Raw genomic sequence first — 16,352 nt, forward strand, 5'->3', positions numbered from 1 at the left:
GGAAGGCGTCGAATGCGCCTAAGCTATTCGTTCTCGGCGATGTACTTGCCAGTGAGGTAGCCGAACGTCACGCAGGTCATGCCGTAGTTCGCGCCCTCGATCATGAACGTGTAGGTCCCGGAGAACATATCGCCCACCATCGTTCCCACGTTGTACAATCCGGGGATCGGCTTGTCGTCGGCATCGCATACCTGCATGTTCACATTGGTGTTCAAGCCGCCGAGCACCGTAAGGAACCCGAACGTTTCGCACATCTCGCCGAAGAACGGACCCTCGGCGATCGGGTGCAGATGCTGCGGATCCTTGTGGAAGTCCTCGTCCACGCCCGCTTCAGCAAGCTCGTTGTAGCGGTTCACCGTCTCGATGGTCTCTTTCGGAAGGCCGAGCTTCTCGATGACCTCCTCGATCGTATCGCCCATGACGTAGGTCTGGCCGTTGCCCTCGGCGGTCTTGGTCCAACCGGCAACCGCTGCGGCGATGGCCTCTTCGCCCGTCATCATCGAATCGACCGTCCAGTCGCCCGAAACCGCTTCGTGCTTCGCATAGCCCGCATCCCAGATGGCATAGGCCTTCTTCTCGGGAAGCAGCGTGATGTTCTCGGCGGCCATAGGGCCGATGCAGTCCTCGTTCATGTAGCGGTTGCCGTCGCGGTCGAGCAGCAGGCCGAGATGGTTCGTGTAAAGGTTGCGGGGTCCGGGCGCCCAATACGAGCCCATCGTGCAGTTCGGGAAGCTCTTCTGCCATGCGGCGCCGACCCAAAGACCCATCTTCTGGCCCTGACCCTTGTAGATGCCGCCGTACTTGAAGCCCTGGTCGTAGTCCGGCTCGCTGTCGTACACCTTCGGGTCCACGAAGTCGGCCGTCTCAGGGCAGAAGCAGCGCATCATGTCGCGATCGCCCGAGAAGTCGCCCGTGGCGAGCACGATGGCGTTCTTGCCGACGTACTTGGCGTAGGTGCCGTCTTCGCGCCTGCAGATGACGGCGGTTACGCGGCCCGTGTTCTCGTCTTCGCGAACAAGCTGCTCGGCCACGTTCTTGTAGTAGATCGTCCCGCTCAGATCCTCGGTGAGATGCCGGGCGAGCTCGTACACCAGAAGCGGCTGCATCTTGCCGGTTACGACCTCCATGCCCTCCTCGGGAGGCTCTTGGCCGTTGAGGTTCCAACCGACGGCAGCCGTGCGCTGCAGGTAGAGGCTGTCCTCCTCGTCGGGCGTGCCGATTTCGATGTCGATCGAGTAGCCCGCCTTTTCCATGAGGTCGATCGTCCAGTTCATGGCCGTTTCGGAGTTGTTGTAGTGCTGGTACCACTTGCGCTGATCGACCTTGTGCATCTGGCAGAAGATCTCTTTCTGGTACTGCGACACGGGAACCTTCTCGTAGCCCTGCTCCTCGAACGCCTTGCAGTACACCGCGTTGTTCGAGCCGCCGCGCGAAGTGGGCTTGGTCGAAGCGGATACGACGACGACGTTCTTGCCCTCTTCCGCGGCGCTGTTCGCCGTCATAAGACCCGCCGTGCCGGCTCCCACCACGATCACATCGGCCTCGATGGTTTCGGCGATGTCGCTCTCGGCAATCGGCTCGGGCGGAATCTCGAACGACCACTTCTTCTTCATCGTTTCAGCGGTCAGGTATTCCTCGCCGTCGGCCGATACGGGCGCGCTCGCGTCCTTCTTGCCGGCATCCGCGCTCGGCGCGCAGGCCCCGAGCGTTGCGGCCGCCATGGCCCCGACCGCGGTCACGCCCGCGCCCTTGAGGAAATTACGACGATCCATCTCCATGTTCTAGCTCCCTTCCTGATGTTTCCACGATTCCGATGACCGCATGCGACTTCAATGCTTTTCGGGCCGCATCGATGCATCGGACGTACGTGCAAGAGGATTTCCCAAGCGGACTCCGATAGCCCGTCCTCCTGAGCGCACTCTATGAAAAACCGAAAGGGGCATACATCCCCCGCAACGGGGCTACCTCGCGAAAACCGAGATTGGCCCGTTTTGGGGGACATGCGATCTGGGATAACGAAGTCGTCGTCGCAGAATCGGCGCTGCGGGCGAGGTGCCTCGACTCGCCCGGCGGGCACGGCAGCCTCACAGTCCCCATCGCCGCCGCGTTCGCTCAGCCGATCAGAAGCGAAACTCATCCCCCCAATCGAAATCGCCCGACGTCTCGACGTCCCTCGGCCAGTGCGCGCACCAATCGGGAACTGCGGGAGCATCCACGCGATCGATGCTCGGCGTGTAGGGCTTGATGTCGATCACGGGGGTTCCAAGCTCGGCATCAAGATACGGTGTGCGGATAATGCCCGCTTCGGTATCGATTCCCGCAACGTCGACAACGCTGATGCACAGCGGGTTGGGGCGGACGGGTGAGCGGGTGGCAAAGATGCCAAGCGGCGATTCCACCTTGCGGTACGGCATGCCCGCATCGAGGAACATACGGTACTCGGGCTCGTCGGCGCCGCTCGCCCACCATACGATGATGAGATGGCTGAATCCGTCGAGCCCCCGAAGCCCAGGGCGATACGCCTCGGCAACCTCGATGGCCGACAGGCCGTCTCGCTCGGATACGGTGCCAATGGGATTGAGTTCTATGGTGCTCATGAAACGCTCCTTTCTCGTGGTATCGGGAGCGTACAGGCTGACACCGTGTCAGGGTCAACGGGTAATTTCGCCGCCCGCACAACCGATGCGGACGCATGGCGGCAAAACGGCTGAAGGCGCGTCGTCCGCCGAAAGCGGAAAAACGCGCTGGGCACCGCGCGGCCGAGCGGTAACCGATCAGCCCTCGGATGATCTGCGGTGCACCGGAATCTGGAATTCCGTCACATACTCGCTCGGATCCTCGGTGTTCCAGCATCCCCGATGGGCGATCTCTCGGGTATTGCCCGCCATCTCGTACAAGGGATGCCCCTCGAGCCACTGAGCGAACGCGGTATACACCGGGGCGATGTTCTCGTAGGGACCGTACACCATAATCGAAGCTACCTGGGGCAAGGCGTCGGTTCGGTAAAAGCGGACGGGACCCTCGCCTTCGCGCAGCTCGTCGACCGCCACCGCCACCTCGACCGTCACGCCTTCCTCGTCCGCTTCGCTTTGGCTGTCGAACTCGCAGAACTCGACATAGGGGTCGGATACGGGCACGTCGTGCTCCTTCACGAACGAACCGAGCGCCTCCCAGGCACGGCGCTCTTCGTCGTAGGAGGAAAGCGCCATGCGCAGCGCGATCACCTCGTAGGACGGCACCGCTTTGAGCGACACTTCGAAATCGAGGCCGGCCGATCCGTCGACCACGGCATCGCGAAGGCTGCGCACGTCGGCAAGCCGCCGTTCCCCCCGTTCGATATCCGAGAGAATGCGTTCTTCGTGCAGATCGAGCTCGCACACGAACCCCTCGTCATCAAGCTCTACCAAACGCTTGATATCCTCAGCGAGAAAACCCATATCGCGCAGCGTCGTGATCTTGTTCGCACGACGCAGCTGCCCGACGGAATAGAGACGGTAGCCGTTCTCGGGATCGATTGCATCGGGAGCGAGCAGCCCGAGCTTGTCGTAATGGCGCAACATGCGCACCGAAACGCGCGATAACCGAGAAAACTCCCCTATCTTGAACATGAAGCCGTCACCCCGTATCCATCCACGAGCACTCAATCAAAGCAAACCGCATCGCTGCGGCGGAGCGGCACGCTAAAACCCTCTTCGCGCCGTCCGCCTTCAACCCGATCGCATCCCACACCGTGGGAGCCGCGCGTTGCCGCGCGATAGAACGTGCGCTTGTCGCAGCACATCGCCTCATCGGCATCGAACAGCATCTCCGAAATGCTCTCGGGATGCTCCTCCCAGCGTGCACCGATGGCCGCGCGGCAAAGCGAACCGTCCTCGAACGTTCGGCCGAGCTCAGTCGACAAACGGGAAAAATCGTCTTCGGCGATACCCACGGCGATGGCGACAAGCTCATCGCCGCCGATGCGGTACAGCGAGAACAAGTCGGCGAGCACCGAGCGCATTGCATTCGCGCATTCGATAAGCAACCGATCGCCCACCGCATGGCCGTCCCGATCGTTGACTTCCTTCATGCCGTTGATGTCGAGGAAGATAACGCCGATCGGTTGGTTTCGCTCGTCCAAGCCGTCAAGATCCTGGATATAGCGGTTGCGGTTGAGAAGGCCCGTCAGGGAATCGTGATACTGCAAGAACTCATAGCACCTGAAGTTGGCTATATCCTCATCGGAGCTGACGCCGAACAGCTCCCGTCCCGGTTCGTTGATGCAGAGCAGGTCGTACGTCTCGATATCCGAGATGTAGAGAGGATCGATACCATCCGATTCGGGTTCGTTCATGGCCTACCGCCGTTGCCGTTGCCGTTGCCGTTGCCGTTGCCGTTGCCGTTGCCGTTGCCGTTGCCGTTGCCGTTGCTCAAAGTATAGCCCAGGCATCTCGGTTTTCATCGACGACAGCGCTCGTCTATAGGATTGGACGGGTCGAGCGTCCGTCGGCGTCGGCCCCGGGAGCATGCAGGCAAGCCGCAATGGCCCGCCGTCCGCCAGCCCAGCCCCCGAAATGCACGTCGTTTTTCGAATTCCGAGCCCATCGTCAACCCGCCGCAATGCAGCCAAAACACTGTCGAGCGGACAAAAAAAGCCGATGTGAAGCATTTTGTCCGCCTCAGAAGACGCGCGGAACCGCTTTGGAGCGTAACGGTTGAGATCACTGTATCAGCAAGCTTCTGATCTGGTCTTTTAAAGGACAAAAAATGTGAAGGCGGGGGAATCGGGCACAGAAAGCTTCACAACGGCGATTTTTGTGCTTTTAAACGAGCGGCCCGCGCAAGCCGCGCCCCCGTTTAGACCCAGTCAGCACCAACCTCTCGGTCCCCGCGATGCCCCATGCCCCGATTGGCGCACTCCTATACGTGCCGCTCGACAAGCGCTATAAGCTCCTGCTTTTTGTGAATACCGAGCTTCTTGTACAGCCCTTTGGAGTGGGATCGAACGGTATCGGTCGATATGAAGAGCTTCTCGCCTATCATCGGCAGCGTGTAGCCCTTGACAACCAGCAAGGCTATTTCCGACTCCCTCGGAGAAAGCGCGTACTGCTCGGCAATGACGGCAATCGCACGCTCCGTCGGATCGATCGAGCTCGCTTGGCCCGGCGAAACAACCTGCGAAACCCTGGCCCTCATCACCACTACGATGATCGCCACTACAAGAACCAGCGCCATAGCCGCGGTTATCGCTATGTTGACGAGCGATGTCTCGTAGCTGTCGAGCATCGGGTGGAATATCCCGATCAGGTAGCCGACCATGGCGGGAAGCTGCGAGAACACCAGGTTGCCGGCGCCGAAAAACAGCAGCGCCGGAAGCTTTTGCCGATAGATCGAAGCCGCCATGAACACCCAGCAGAACAGCATGAGCGTCCGTCGGGTTGCGCTCATGAAGCTCGTAGCAAGCTCCGAGTTGATTGCCGAGAACGAAGAATAGAAAAACAGGCCGCTGAAGATAACGAGTACCAGGAAAGGCCAAAGGGCGTCGGGATCGTTGCGCTTGAACCGGAATACCCAAACGCAATAGACCACGAAAACAGCGAAGTAGATGATCATCCAAAACACGTTGAAAGCCCTCTGGTCAATGAGGCTCGGCGGCGTAAAAGCCCCGCTGACAACGCCCGCAAGGGCGCAGAGGAACAAAAGGATCACGGTGTCGAGGGGAATTCTTCGCAGCATCGCCGCATCAACCATCTGCTTTTCGCCGACGTTAACGGCGTTTTTCTCGCTGCACCACACCAAGCAAAACCCCGATGCGATCGGGAACACGAGCGCCGCAAACGCGATAACGTCGCGCGGCGCGAGCGAGAGAGCGAGCGAGATAACACCGAAAATCGTATACCCGCCCGCAATGATGAGCGCCGAGCGCTTCGGCTCGATCGAACACAAAAGGCGCCCCAAGCCCAAAAGCAGCACGGCGCTTCCCGCCCCGCGGAACACGGCGCCGAAAACTGCAACCGCCTGGGATTCGAAATCCCCCAAATAGTACGGCGCAAAGAGCAATCCGCTTCCGCCGAGCTGCGCGGCGGCGGCAACGACGATGAAGGCATTGACCGTTCGCTCGGTATACGCGAAACGATAGTCGAGCACGATCAGTGCGAGCATGGCAACAGCCTGCGCGGCCATTTCGGTAAAGTTCAGAAAGTCGTTCGTCGGGGCGAAAGACCCGGAGTTGGTACTCCAATAGACAAGCCGATAGAACGCAATGGCAAAGCAGGCAAGCAGCGAAAAGCCCGATAGGAACCCCCCGCCTTGCTTTTTGTTTCTCGCGACCACTACCACGCTGCTCCTCTTCGCTATAGCAAACCGGCCCATCCCCGTATCCCGGCCGATAACCGACAACCATTATATGTCGCAAAGCGCCAAACGCTTCGATCTTTTGATTTCAGGCATCACATCAATGATGTGATCCAAGAAGCGAGACGATTTTCCCCTGATTCATGCGGTAGCGCGCACGAACCCAACCAATATCATCGTTTCTGCAGCGCTGCAAAACAATGATACAGGGTACAAGGGAGGTCCACAGATGGAAAAGCCCTCAAAAGAGGCAATCGGAACCACGGGCATTTCGAGACGGAGCTTTGTGGGAGGCGCAGCCTTGGCGGCCATCGGCGCAACGGCGGCATCGGCTCTGTCCCTCACGGGATGCAGCCCCGCACCATCGAATTCGGCGGAGAGCGGAAACGCGGCGAATGCCCCTTCGGCGGTACCTTCGCCGTCCACCGTAGTCGAACTCAACCCGCAAGACGATTCGTACGATAGCTATTCGGGCGACGTGTCGGCAATCTTCAGCCCCATCACGATCGGGAGCATGAACCTCAAGAACCGCATCGTAAAATCAGCAGCAGGCTCCGACACAATGCCGAAGGGCGCTACGGAAATGAGCCAGAACGCGATCGACTACTACGGTCTCATCGCCGACGGAGGCACCGCGCTCATCATTCTCGAAACCGGAACATTGAGCCCCTTCGGCCTCACGAACGGCTCAAAACCCAGCGAACAAGGCGTTCTCGAAGCTCAGAAAATCGCCGACCGGATCCATCAAGCCGATGCATACGTTGGCGTCCAGTTCGGCCTCGGCACCCCGCTGTCCCCCATAACGCAGGTCAACGATTACACCAATGAGGAAATCAAGGCTCTCGTGAAGGACTGCGGGGAAGCCGCCCTCAGGCTGAAGAACGCCGGCTTCGACTGCGTCGAAATGAAGGGCGCGACCACCGACGTCTTGAACCAGTTCCTCTCGAGGAGCCGCAATTTCAGAGAAGACGAATACGGAGCCCAGAACAACGAGAATCGCGTCCGTCTCTTCAAGGAGATCATCGAGGAGATCAGGAGCCAATGCGGTGAAGACTTCACCATCCTGACGCTGATTAACGCCGTAGAAGAGATGGATTCGAACCTGGGAGACAACGACGGATTCATCGTTTTGGAAGAGGCGCAATACCTGGCTCAGGAATTGGAAAAATCCGGCGCCGATTTCATCCAGGTCCGCGTAGGCGTGCCCGGCCAAGAGGTTACCTGCTACGGACCCGATTGCAACCACACGGGCTACAAGATGGATGGGGCAACGGGTTTCGGCACGCAGTTCGATTACGCGAAGCACTTCGAAGGCCTGATGGACGGCAGCCACTCGGGCGTCGGCGGATTCATTCCCCTCGCCAAGAAAATCAAGGAGGTCGTCGACATCCCCGTGGGCTGCGCGGGCAATATGGATGCGAGGCTTGCCCCCGATCTGATCAATGCCGCGGTTGCAAACGGTGACGTCGATCTCGTCTTCATGAACCGCATGCTCGTCGTAGACCCCGAACTGCCCAAAAAACTCGAGGAAGGCCGTCGGGACGAGATAGCCCCGTGCACGAAATGCTTCCATTGCCATGCGAAACCACTGGGCGAAGCGGAAATGTGCCGCGTGAATGCAACAACGCAGTTTGCCTACACCGAAGAAATGCCGGAAGGCTACGCGCTCGAGCCTGCCGAGAAAAGCAAGAACGTTATGGTCGTAGGCGGAGGCCCTGCGGGCATGGAGGCGGCGCGCATTGCAGCGCTTCGAGGCCACACCGTCACCCTCTACGAACAGAAGGACTCTCTGGGCGGCCTGCTGGGAACGGCGCAGGCCTACAAGGGGACCCACGAGCGGATGGGCGACCTCAAGGACTACCTAGCACGCCAACTTGAGATCGCAAGCGTCCAGACCGTCACCGGCCAGACGGTCGACGTGGACTTCGTGAAAAGCGAGGGTCCCGATGTCGTCTTGGTAGCCGTCGGCGGTTCAAGGGAAAGCAAGCTTTCTTCGAGCGCCTCCGTTAACGTCATGGACGTAGGCTCTATCGATCTTAACGAGATCGACGACGATGTTGTGATCGTGGGCGGCAACCTGCAGGCAGTGGATATCGCATCGTTTCTTATTGCGCAAGGAAAGCATGTCGACATCGTGAACCCCGGCGCCAAAGACGTTCTCGACATCGAGCAATCGCCTTGGGTGAGAAGGTTCACGTTACCCCACCTGTACGCAAAGGGCGTCAAGGTCTACAACGAAGCCGATGCGACCGAGGTTACCGATAGCGGCCTCAGGATCACGATGCGGGATTGCGGCCTCGACAAGGAAATCGTCTGCGGAACGGTTATCGAGTGCTGGGACATGGTAGGCAATACCGCGCTTGTCGACGATATCGCCGCGACCGGCATCGAGGCATATGCCGTAGGATGCGACGCACCCAAGAACATTCAAAGCGCCATACATGCCGGCAACATCGTAGCCCGTAGCATCTAGCAATCCGAAACAGCCCGAACCCATATGCGCACCGAGCCCCGCGCAAGCCCCTTTCGGAAGCTTGCGCGGGGCTTCTTTGCTTGTCGTGAGCAAAGGAAATCCGTCGACAGCACGCACGGCGGCGACCTGAATCAACGGGGGTAGCCCGCATCGGCGTCGACAAGCGGCCGGCTATCCTGAATAGCCGCATGCGAGAGCGCGAACTCGTCGGCATCCACCCGAATCGCACTCGCCCGAGCGCTTCGGCGACAGCTACGACGGCTTTACCGCGCTTCGCCGCATGCTCCCGATACGCTAGAATGGCAAGTACTTGAACCGAGAGAAGGCGGAAGCCATGGGAGCCCACTTTTCCAGTTTATTCTACGATGCACCGCCAGTGCCTCAGAGCATTCTCCTCGTTGGGGACGAGCGAGAATTCGCTCCAGGCGAAATGCTGGTCGAACACAATACTTCGATAGGAGGTTGCTACTACATTATCGAAGGGCTTGTTTTCGCTGTCGACTTCACGGAAAACGGTGAAAAGGTTTTCGGATTGATCGTAGACAAGGAAACACTGCTCGGCGAAACGTCGCTTTTGCTGGGCATCCCCTTTCCAACAGGGTTTCAGGCCCAGATCAAAACCCGGGCCCTCTTCATTTCCGCAGCGGATTTCTCAGACCTTTTCGAACGAGATAAAGAAGTTTCCCAGTATGCGGCCCGCGTTGCCGCAAGAAAAATGCTTTCGATAAAAAAGCTCTACAGCAATCGGAAAAACGAATCCGTCGTTTGGCGGATCGGCGACACCATCCTTGAACTCTCTTACCGATATGGAAAAGACTTCGAAGGAGGAAAGCTCATCGCGTTTCCGCTCAGCCACCAGCTGCTGGCGGATTTCGTCAATGCGAATCGCATTACGGTGACGAAGTGCATGCGATCCCTCAAAAACCAAGGTCTCATCCGCAGGATCAACAATGCCTACAACGTTCCCGACGTAAAACGCCTTGAGGCGTACAAGAAGGATCAAGCCGTCAGCAATCAAAACACGCTCTAGCACAGACACGATCGGACGCTGTAGCCGAGACTACACCTGTAGCCCCGCTTTCTAGACCGATCATCTCGAGACCCCTATTCTCTTACCTGCAGAAAGGGGGTAATCGTGCTGCCAACGAGTTGGACCAGACAAGCACACAGCAATGCCACCGACATGCCAGGCGGCACAAACAGGAAACCGCATAGATGGCTTCAAGGTTAAAAGGGATGGGAGATCGCCATGGAAATGGATCGCAGGAAATTCTTATCAACCGCCGTTATCGCCGGCGGAGCCGCAGCTTTAGCAGGTTTGGCCGGGTGCAGCCCGAGCGCCGAACCCACCACCGCATCTGCGGATTCGAACGGTTCGGAAGGCACGGAAGCGAAAAACCAGGAGAAGACTGCCGATATCGTCATCGTTGGAGCAGGTGCCGCAGGGCTAAGCGCGGCCTGCACGGCATCCGAAAAAGGAGCCAGCGTTGTTTTGCTCGAGGCAATGCCGATGACCGGCGGAGCCTCGCTGGGCGCTACCGCCACCAATATCGGCGGATCGCAAAAGCAAAAAGACGCAGGCGTTGAAGACAATGCCGAGTTGATTTTGGAGAGCTACGCCAAAGACCTCGACGACCCGTACGTACTTGCCACGGCAAAAATGTACTCCGAGAACAACGGGGCAACCTACGACTGGCTGATGTCCGATATGGGAGTCAAGTTCTCAGACGAGGTACAATTCTTCCCCCCGTATCCCGTTGCGCGAATCTGCTATCCCATCGGGGGCGGCCCGGGCATCGCTAAAACCCTGACGGAAAAAATCGAAGAATCCCCCGTCGAGTTGCTGCTCGAAACGACCGCTACCGAGCTTATAAAGGAAAACGGTACCGTTGTAGGCGTTATCGCCGAAGCCGCGGATGGAACCGAATACCGCATCAACGCCAAAGCCGTCGTTCTTGCTGCGGGAGGCTTTGGCGCGCGACGTGACATGCTTCCCTACGAGTCGCTCAAAAACGTCATTTTTACGGCTCGGAGTCCTCGGACGGCAAAGCAATGGGACTTGCCCTGTACGGTGGAGCCATGCTTCGGTACCTCGACAACCTGTCTATCGAAGGCGGAGGCCTCGAGCTCTCGCCCGGAACCGGCACGCAATTGTATTCCGTTGTATTGGGTTCGTTCAGGGATGCCGCAGGAATCATCATCGGACCTGACGGCAACAGGATAATGAACGAAATGGGCCCAGCGCCGGCGCAGGTCAATGCGTATCGATCCCTTCCCGATTCCACCGCCTACCTCTTCTTGGACAAAGCATCGTTCGACGTCTTCTATGCCCTGGGAACCAGGGAAGTGGGAGGCGTATTCACCCCCGATACCTGGGAGAAGTGGCTTGCAAGTGAAGACTTGCCCTTTATCGTTACCGCCGACACGGTAGACGAAGTTGCCTCCGAAGCCGGAATAAACAGCGAGGGTTTGAAGGCGACGATCGAATCGTACAACGCAGACGCCCCCGCCGGTATCGATTCTGCGTTCAACCGCCCCATCGCCTCCTCCATTGGAGAAGGGCCCTACTACATCATCAAGATGAACCTCAGGTACGCGCACAGCTACGGCGGTTTGATCGCCAACGAAAACCTCGAAGTGCTCGATTGGAGCGAAACGCCCATCCCCGGATTGTACGGCACCGGACAGATGCTTTGCAGCATCCAGGGCAGGGACAACATCGCCAAACCATCGACCGGTACGTCCTTTGCCTACACATCGGGTCGTCGCGCAGTTCTCAACGCCCTTGAGACGTTCTAGGCAGTTCCCTCGATAAGGGCGTCTTCTTTTCACCGGCATCCCAACGATACGTATTGGGATGCCGGTTTTTTGACGGGACCGACGAACCCCTCAATCGTCCATCGCGAGCACTCGGAACTCCTGCGTTGCTCTTGAAGCTGTTTTCGCATCCTTTGCGGCAGGCTTCTGCGGGCAGGCTTTTCGTAACGCTGCTACATGTGGATGAACGAGTATGGCATGATGATGCACCGCTTCGGATGCACTCGTTTCCGAGCGTAAAAACGGGGGCCGTAGCCCCCGTTCGATTCAACTATGTGCCGCTTGCAAGCTCAGGCGCCTACTTGGCCTCGTCTGCCTTCTTCTCGGCAGCAGCCTCGGCTTCCTGAGTCTCCTCTTTGGCTTCGGCAGCCTCGGCGGCGGTCTCAGCGGCCTCGACGGCAGCCTTCTCGTCGCCGGCTTCGTCGGCGGCCTCGACGGAAGTCTCGGCTTCCTCCTTCACCGCTTCCTCGATCTGCTCGAGCTCTTCGGCAGCCTCTTTGGCTTCCTCGGCCTCGTCGGCCTTCTTCGGAGCGGCCTTCTTGGCAGCGGACTTCTTCGCAGCCGGCTTGGCATCGTCCTTCTTGGCCTTGGCGACGGGCTCGGTCACGAGCTCGATGATGACCATGGGAGCATTGTCGCCCTTGCGGTTGCCGAGCTTCATGATGCGGGTGTAACCGCCCTGGCGATCGGCAAACATGCCCTGCGAAACCTTCTCGAAGATCTCGCGAACAAGCTCTTTGTCGCCGAGTGCCGCAATGGCGAGACGGCGGGAATGAAGATCGCCCTTCTTCGCCCAGGTGATGATCTTGTCGACGTCGCCGCGGATCTCCTTGGCGCGCGCATCGACCGTCTTGATGCGGTCGTTCAGGAACAACGCACCAACCAGGCTCTTCTTCATTGCCTTGGTATGGCTCGCGTCGGTACCGAGCTTGCGACCTTTCTTATAGTGTCTCATCGTTATCTAACTCCTATAGCTTCAAATTGAGATCCATCGAGATCAGCTTGTCTTTGACCTCTTCAATGGATTTCGCACCAAAGTTCCTGATATTCAAAAGGTCGTTCTCGGAGAACTCGACGAGCTGGCGCACGGAGTGGATTCCCGCACGCTTCAGGCAGTTGTAGGAGCGAACCGAAAGGTCCAGATCCTCGATCTGCTTGTCGAGCTCCGCGTTGCTCTCCTGGCCTTCGGGAGCGAAGATCGAGGCAACCTCGCCTTCCTCTTCTTCGAGCGTATCGGAGAGGCTCAAGAACGCGCCCATATACTGGTTGATGATGTTGGCCGCACGGCAGATCGCCTCGGTGGGGGCGATGGAACCGTCGGTCTCAACCTCCAGCACCAACTTGTCGTAGTCGGTGCGCTGGCCCACGCGGGTGTCGGTCACGTTCAACGTGCAGCGACGAACCGGCGAGAACAGCGAGTCGACATGGATGACGCCGATAGGATCTTCGGTGCGCTTGTTGCGCTCAGCCGAAACGTAGCCGCGGCCGACGCCGATGCGGATGGTCATATCGAGCTGACCGCCGTCGGCAACAGTAGCGATGACGTGCTCGGGGTTGATCAGCGTGAATTCGGTGGGGATATCGAGATCCGCACCGGTGACCGTACACGGTCCTTCAGCCAATACGTGAGCAGTCGCCTCTTCGATGTCATCGGAAAGTGCGGAAAACACCAGGCCTTTCACATTCAGCACGATGTCGGTAATATCTTCGATCACGCCTTCAGCGGTGGTGAACTCGTGTTGCACCCCCTCGATCTGGATCGCGGTTGCTTTCGCACCGTCCAGCGAGGAAAGGAGCACTCGACGCATGCAGTTACCCAATGTGTAACCGTAACCACGCTCAAGCGGCTCGACAACGAAACGAGCAACGGTCTCGTTGATCTCTTCCGTTGTTACCGTCGGCCTCATGAACTCTGTCATATTGTGTAAGCCTCCTTCAATTATGCCGCAATGTTATTTCGAGTAAAGTTCGACAATAAGCTGTTCGCGAATGTCGAGATCGATCTGATCGCGCTGCGGGAGGGAGAGCACACTACCCTGCAGCTTCTCGATGTCGACTTCCAGCCATGCGGGGACTTGCACACGCTCATTGGAGATGAGCGCACTCTTGATGACCAGCATATCTTTGGCTTTCGGAGCTACGGCGACGAGATCGCCCGGGCGAACGCGGTACGACGGGATGTCGACGCGCTTGCCGTTGACGACGATGTGTCCGTGACGGACCTGCTGGCGAGCCTCGGCGCGGGACTTGGCGAACCCGAGACGGTACACCACGTTGTCCAGACGGCTTTCGAGGATGCGAAGCAGGTTCTCGCCGGTAACGCCCTGCTGGCGGTTGGCGAGATCGTAGTAGCCACGGAACTGCTTCTCGAGCACACCGTAAATACGCTTGGTCTTCTGCTTTTCGCGCAACTGAGTGCGATATTCGCTTTCCTTCACGCGCTTCTTGCCGGCTTCGCCCGGCGCATAGTTGCGACGCTCCAAGGCACATTTGTCCGTATAGCAGCGATCGCCTTTAAGGAACAGCTTCGTCCCTTCGCGGCGGCACAATCTGCAGTCCGCCCCTGTGTATCGAGCCATGTGTAGATCCTTTCAGTTAAACGCGACGACGCTTGCGCGGACGGCAACCGTTGTGCGGGATAGGCGTGCAATCTTGAATGCTGGCGATTTCGAGGCCAGCAGCCTGAAGCGAGCGAATAGCGGTCTCGCGACCGGAACCCGGACCCTTAACGAACACGGAAACCTTGCGCAGGCCGTGCTCCATGGCGGTCTTCGCTGCCGCTTCCGCAGCCATCTGCGCTGCGAACGGGGTGGACTTACGAGAGCCCTTGAACCCGACCGTACCGGCGGACTGCCACGAGATCACATTACCCTGAGGATCGGTGATGCTCACGATGGTGTTGTTAAACGTAGATTTGATATGCGCAGAGCCGACGGCGATGTTCTTACGTTCGGAACGCTTGAGGCGCGTGCGCACGTTCTTCTTTGCTGCCACTTAGTTACCTCACTTCTTCTTTCCGCCGATTTGCTTCCTGGGACCTTTGCGCGTACGCGCATTGGTGTGCGTGCGCTGACCGCGCACGGGCAGGCCGCGACGATGACGCAGGCCGCGGTAGCAACCGATCTCCATGAGGCGTTTGATGTTCTGGGAAACCTCGCGATGCAGGTCGCCTTCGACCTTGAGGTTGTCCTGGATGTAGTCGCGCAGCTTGGTCAGATCATCTTCGCTGAGATCCTTCACGCGGATGTCGGGATCGACACCGGTATCTGCGATGATCTTCTTGGCGGTGGTGGGGCCAATGCCGTAAATGTAGGTCAAGCCGACTTCAATGCGCTTATCGCGAGGAAGGTCGACACCAACAAGACGTGCCATAGGTTATTTCTCCTCTTTCTTCCTAGCCCTGACGCTGCTTGTGGCGCGGGTTTTCGCAGATGACGAGAACCTTGCCGTGGCGTCGGATAATCTTGCATTTGTCGCACATTTTCTTGACCGAAGGACGTACCTTCATAATAAATTCCTTTCGGTTTGTGCAGGTCTAAAGCGACCCTTATCTTCTTTACTGTATAGCCACACCCAGCCGCAGGTGATTGTTTGCTCCATAAGCCCGCGCCGAACGATTTCGACCGCGAGAACAACGCATGCTTAGCCTCAAGCACACAAAAACCGCACATTCGGAAACCCGATGCGCGGGAGGAAACCGCTTATTTGTACCTATAGGTGATGCGTCCGCGATTAAGATCGTACACCGAGAGCTCGACGGTTACTTTATCCCCCGGCAGGATTTTGATATAGTGCATACGCATCTTGCCGGAAATATGAGCCAATATCTTGTGCCCGTTCTCGAGTTCAACCCTAAACATTGCGTTCGGCAACGCCTCGAGGACCGTCCCCTCAAGCTCGATAACATCTTCTTTGGTCAAAAGTGCTCCTTAAAGCAAATAGGTCATTAAGCGACAAACGTAGATGATATCAAAAACGCAGGCAGCCATGCAAGCACGCATTATGGGCGCACACATAGGCTGCACACGGAAACCCATAGTCATTCGGCGATCGTACGCAGTCCCCCATAGAGAATCCCCTGGAAACGGGCGCTCATCCATCCTGAAGCCCTCCAAGCACTTTAGGATAGAGACCCGATTCGATCGACTATCGGCTTATACGCAAAATCGCCCTTACGGGCGATTATCGATTGCGTGGCTGGCCCACCAGGATTCGAACCTAGATAGCTGGTACCAAAAACCAGAGTCCTGCCGTTGGACGATGGGCCAGTGTATACAGTGTTTCCCGAAACGAAGGAAACACGGGTCGCCCTTCGCGGCATATGCTTGCCTAGTGAAGATGGTGGGCCGTGAGGGAGTCGAACCCGCGACCTTGGGATTAAAAGTCCCCTGCTCTACCAGCTGAGCTAACGGCCCACCATCTTCACTCGCGTAGCGTGCGGAACCATAGGGTACCTTCGCGAAATGCGAGTATCTATTCTAGCCGCGAGTTCTAATGCGGTCAATGAGAATTATCCGACATATTTCGGACACCGGCAAAACGACGGGATCGAGGTAAATCATTCTCAGTTTAATTCGAATCCGACGCAAAAGGCATCGCGGAAAACTCACTCGAAAGGACGATGCGTGTAAGACTGTCCGGATTCCTCATGTTCAACGGTGCAAGGTTCCCGCTTCATCCCTCAGACCGCCGCGCAAGACGCGCGCGGTAGGCTTGCTGTATCGCGCGT

The 16,352-nt window shown here is 58.0% G+C and carries 16 protein-coding genes and 2 tRNA genes; 4 read left to right on the forward strand and 14 right to left on the reverse strand.

The window, feature by feature from the left end; genetic code table 11:
* Positions 1-23: 23 nt before the first annotated feature.
* From C1722_RS09660 to C1722_RS09680, 5 genes are all read right to left on the reverse strand, one after another.
* On the reverse strand, positions 24-1,778 hold the full coding sequence (locus C1722_RS09660; protein ID WP_102379047.1) for an FAD-dependent oxidoreductase: 1,755 nt from the start codon (positions 1,776-1,778) through the stop codon (positions 24-26).
* 342 nt (positions 1,779-2,120) lie between these two features.
* On the reverse strand, positions 2,121-2,597 hold the full coding sequence (locus C1722_RS09665) for a TrmO family methyltransferase domain-containing protein (RefSeq protein ID WP_102379048.1): 477 nt from the start codon (positions 2,595-2,597) through the stop codon (positions 2,121-2,123).
* A gap of 177 nt (positions 2,598-2,774) precedes the next feature.
* Positions 2,775-3,608, reverse strand: coding sequence for a MerR family transcriptional regulator (locus C1722_RS09670; protein WP_102379049.1), 834 nt, complete (start codon positions 3,606-3,608; stop codon positions 2,775-2,777).
* A gap of 32 nt (positions 3,609-3,640) precedes the next feature.
* The gene (locus C1722_RS09675) at positions 3,641-4,333 is read right to left on the reverse strand and encodes a GGDEF domain-containing protein (RefSeq protein ID WP_102379050.1); all 693 of its coding nucleotides are present in this window, start codon (positions 4,331-4,333) and stop codon (positions 3,641-3,643) included.
* Between the two features lie 566 nt (positions 4,334-4,899).
* Positions 4,900-6,318: a helix-turn-helix domain-containing protein gene (locus C1722_RS09680; RefSeq protein ID WP_180995122.1), complete on the reverse strand. Its 1,419-nt coding sequence runs from the start codon at positions 6,316-6,318 to the stop codon at positions 4,900-4,902.
* Positions 6,319-6,562: 244 nt separating this feature from the next.
* On the opposite strand from C1722_RS09680, the gene C1722_RS09685 reads away from it, so the two are divergent.
* From C1722_RS09685 to C1722_RS09700, 4 genes are all read left to right on the forward strand, one after another.
* Positions 6,563-8,806, forward strand: a complete 2,244-nt coding sequence (locus tag C1722_RS09685; protein ID WP_102379052.1) for an oxidoreductase — start codon at positions 6,563-6,565, stop codon at positions 8,804-8,806.
* A gap of 334 nt (positions 8,807-9,140) precedes the next feature.
* Positions 9,141-9,836, forward strand: a complete 696-nt coding sequence (locus C1722_RS09690) for a Crp/Fnr family transcriptional regulator (RefSeq protein ID WP_102379053.1) — start codon at positions 9,141-9,143, stop codon at positions 9,834-9,836.
* Between the two features lie 219 nt (positions 9,837-10,055).
* Positions 10,056-11,030 carry an FAD-dependent oxidoreductase gene (locus C1722_RS09695; RefSeq protein ID WP_102379054.1) on the forward strand — a complete coding sequence of 325 codons (975 nt, stop codon included), beginning with the start codon at positions 10,056-10,058 and terminating at the stop codon, positions 11,028-11,030.
* Entirely contained in the window at positions 10,973-11,605 is a 633-nt protein-coding gene (locus C1722_RS09700) for an FAD-binding protein (RefSeq protein ID WP_342352764.1), read from the forward strand. The genes C1722_RS09695 and C1722_RS09700 overlap by 58 nt, the downstream gene beginning before the upstream one ends.
* Before the next feature lie 316 nt (positions 11,606-11,921).
* Here the strand turns inward: C1722_RS09700 and rplQ are convergent, their stop codons facing one another.
* From rplQ to C1722_RS09745, 9 genes are all read right to left on the reverse strand, one after another.
* On the reverse strand, positions 11,922-12,578 hold the full coding sequence (rplQ, locus tag C1722_RS17685) for a 50S ribosomal protein L17 (RefSeq protein WP_102379056.1): 657 nt from the start codon (positions 12,576-12,578) through the stop codon (positions 11,922-11,924).
* 13 nt (positions 12,579-12,591) lie between these two features.
* Complete coding sequence (locus C1722_RS09710) at positions 12,592-13,542, reverse strand: DNA-directed RNA polymerase subunit alpha (RefSeq protein ID WP_102379057.1); 951 nt, start codon at positions 13,540-13,542, stop codon at positions 12,592-12,594.
* Positions 13,543-13,575: 33 nt separating this feature from the next.
* The gene (rpsD, locus tag C1722_RS09715; protein ID WP_102379058.1) at positions 13,576-14,202 is read right to left on the reverse strand and encodes a 30S ribosomal protein S4; all 627 of its coding nucleotides are present in this window, start codon (positions 14,200-14,202) and stop codon (positions 13,576-13,578) included.
* A gap of 16 nt (positions 14,203-14,218) precedes the next feature.
* Positions 14,219-14,617, reverse strand: coding sequence for a 30S ribosomal protein S11 (gene rpsK, locus C1722_RS09720; protein WP_102379059.1), 399 nt, complete (start codon positions 14,615-14,617; stop codon positions 14,219-14,221).
* Positions 14,618-14,626: 9 nt separating this feature from the next.
* Positions 14,627-14,995, reverse strand: a complete 369-nt coding sequence (rpsM, locus tag C1722_RS09725) for a 30S ribosomal protein S13 (RefSeq protein WP_102379060.1) — start codon at positions 14,993-14,995, stop codon at positions 14,627-14,629.
* Between the two features lie 22 nt (positions 14,996-15,017).
* The gene (gene rpmJ / locus C1722_RS09730) at positions 15,018-15,131 is read right to left on the reverse strand and encodes a 50S ribosomal protein L36 (protein ID WP_006363204.1); all 114 of its coding nucleotides are present in this window, start codon (positions 15,129-15,131) and stop codon (positions 15,018-15,020) included.
* A gap of 193 nt (positions 15,132-15,324) precedes the next feature.
* Entirely contained in the window at positions 15,325-15,543 is a 219-nt protein-coding gene (infA, locus tag C1722_RS09735) for a translation initiation factor IF-1 (protein ID WP_102375564.1), read from the reverse strand.
* Positions 15,544-15,817: 274 nt separating this feature from the next.
* Positions 15,818-15,891: transfer RNA gene (locus C1722_RS09740), tRNA-Gln, on the reverse strand.
* A 71-nt stretch (positions 15,892-15,962) separates the two neighbouring features.
* Positions 15,963-16,038 (reverse strand) — tRNA-Lys (locus tag C1722_RS09745).
* Between the last annotated feature and the right edge of the window lie 314 nt (positions 16,039-16,352).

Origin of the sequence: Raoultibacter timonensis (assembly GCF_900240215.1) — a bacterium.
GTDB lineage: Bacteria > Actinomycetota > Coriobacteriia > Coriobacteriales > Eggerthellaceae > Raoultibacter > Raoultibacter timonensis.

Bases quoted from the DNA above. Each gene is read 5' to 3' on its own strand.
- C1722_RS09660 (WP_102379047.1), bottom strand. From the start codon at position 1,778: ATGGAGATGGATCGTCGTAATTTCCTCAAGGGCGCGGGCGTGACCGCG.
- C1722_RS09665 (WP_102379048.1), bottom strand. From the start codon at position 2,597: ATGAGCACCATAGAACTCAATCCCATTGGCACCGTATCCGAGCGAGAC.
- C1722_RS09670 (WP_102379049.1), bottom strand. From the start codon at position 3,608: ATGTTCAAGATAGGGGAGTTTTCTCGGTTATCGCGCGTTTCGGTGCGC.
- C1722_RS09675 (WP_102379050.1), bottom strand. From the start codon at position 4,333: ATGAACGAACCCGAATCGGATGGTATCGATCCTCTCTACATCTCGGAT.
- C1722_RS09685 (WP_102379052.1), top strand. From the start codon at position 6,563: ATGGAAAAGCCCTCAAAAGAGGCAATCGGAACCACGGGCATTTCGAGA.
- C1722_RS09690 (WP_102379053.1), top strand. From the start codon at position 9,141: ATGGGAGCCCACTTTTCCAGTTTATTCTACGATGCACCGCCAGTGCCT.
- C1722_RS09695 (WP_102379054.1), top strand. From the start codon at position 10,056: ATGGAAATGGATCGCAGGAAATTCTTATCAACCGCCGTTATCGCCGGC.
- rplQ (WP_102379056.1), bottom strand. From the start codon at position 12,578: ATGAGACACTATAAGAAAGGTCGCAAGCTCGGTACCGACGCGAGCCAT.
- C1722_RS09710 (WP_102379057.1), bottom strand. From the start codon at position 13,542: ATGACAGAGTTCATGAGGCCGACGGTAACAACGGAAGAGATCAACGAG.
- rpsD (WP_102379058.1), bottom strand. From the start codon at position 14,202: ATGGCTCGATACACAGGGGCGGACTGCAGATTGTGCCGCCGCGAAGGG.
- rpsM (WP_102379060.1), bottom strand. From the start codon at position 14,995: ATGGCACGTCTTGTTGGTGTCGACCTTCCTCGCGATAAGCGCATTGAA.
- rpmJ (WP_006363204.1), bottom strand. From the start codon at position 15,131: ATGAAGGTACGTCCTTCGGTCAAGAAAATGTGCGACAAATGCAAGATT.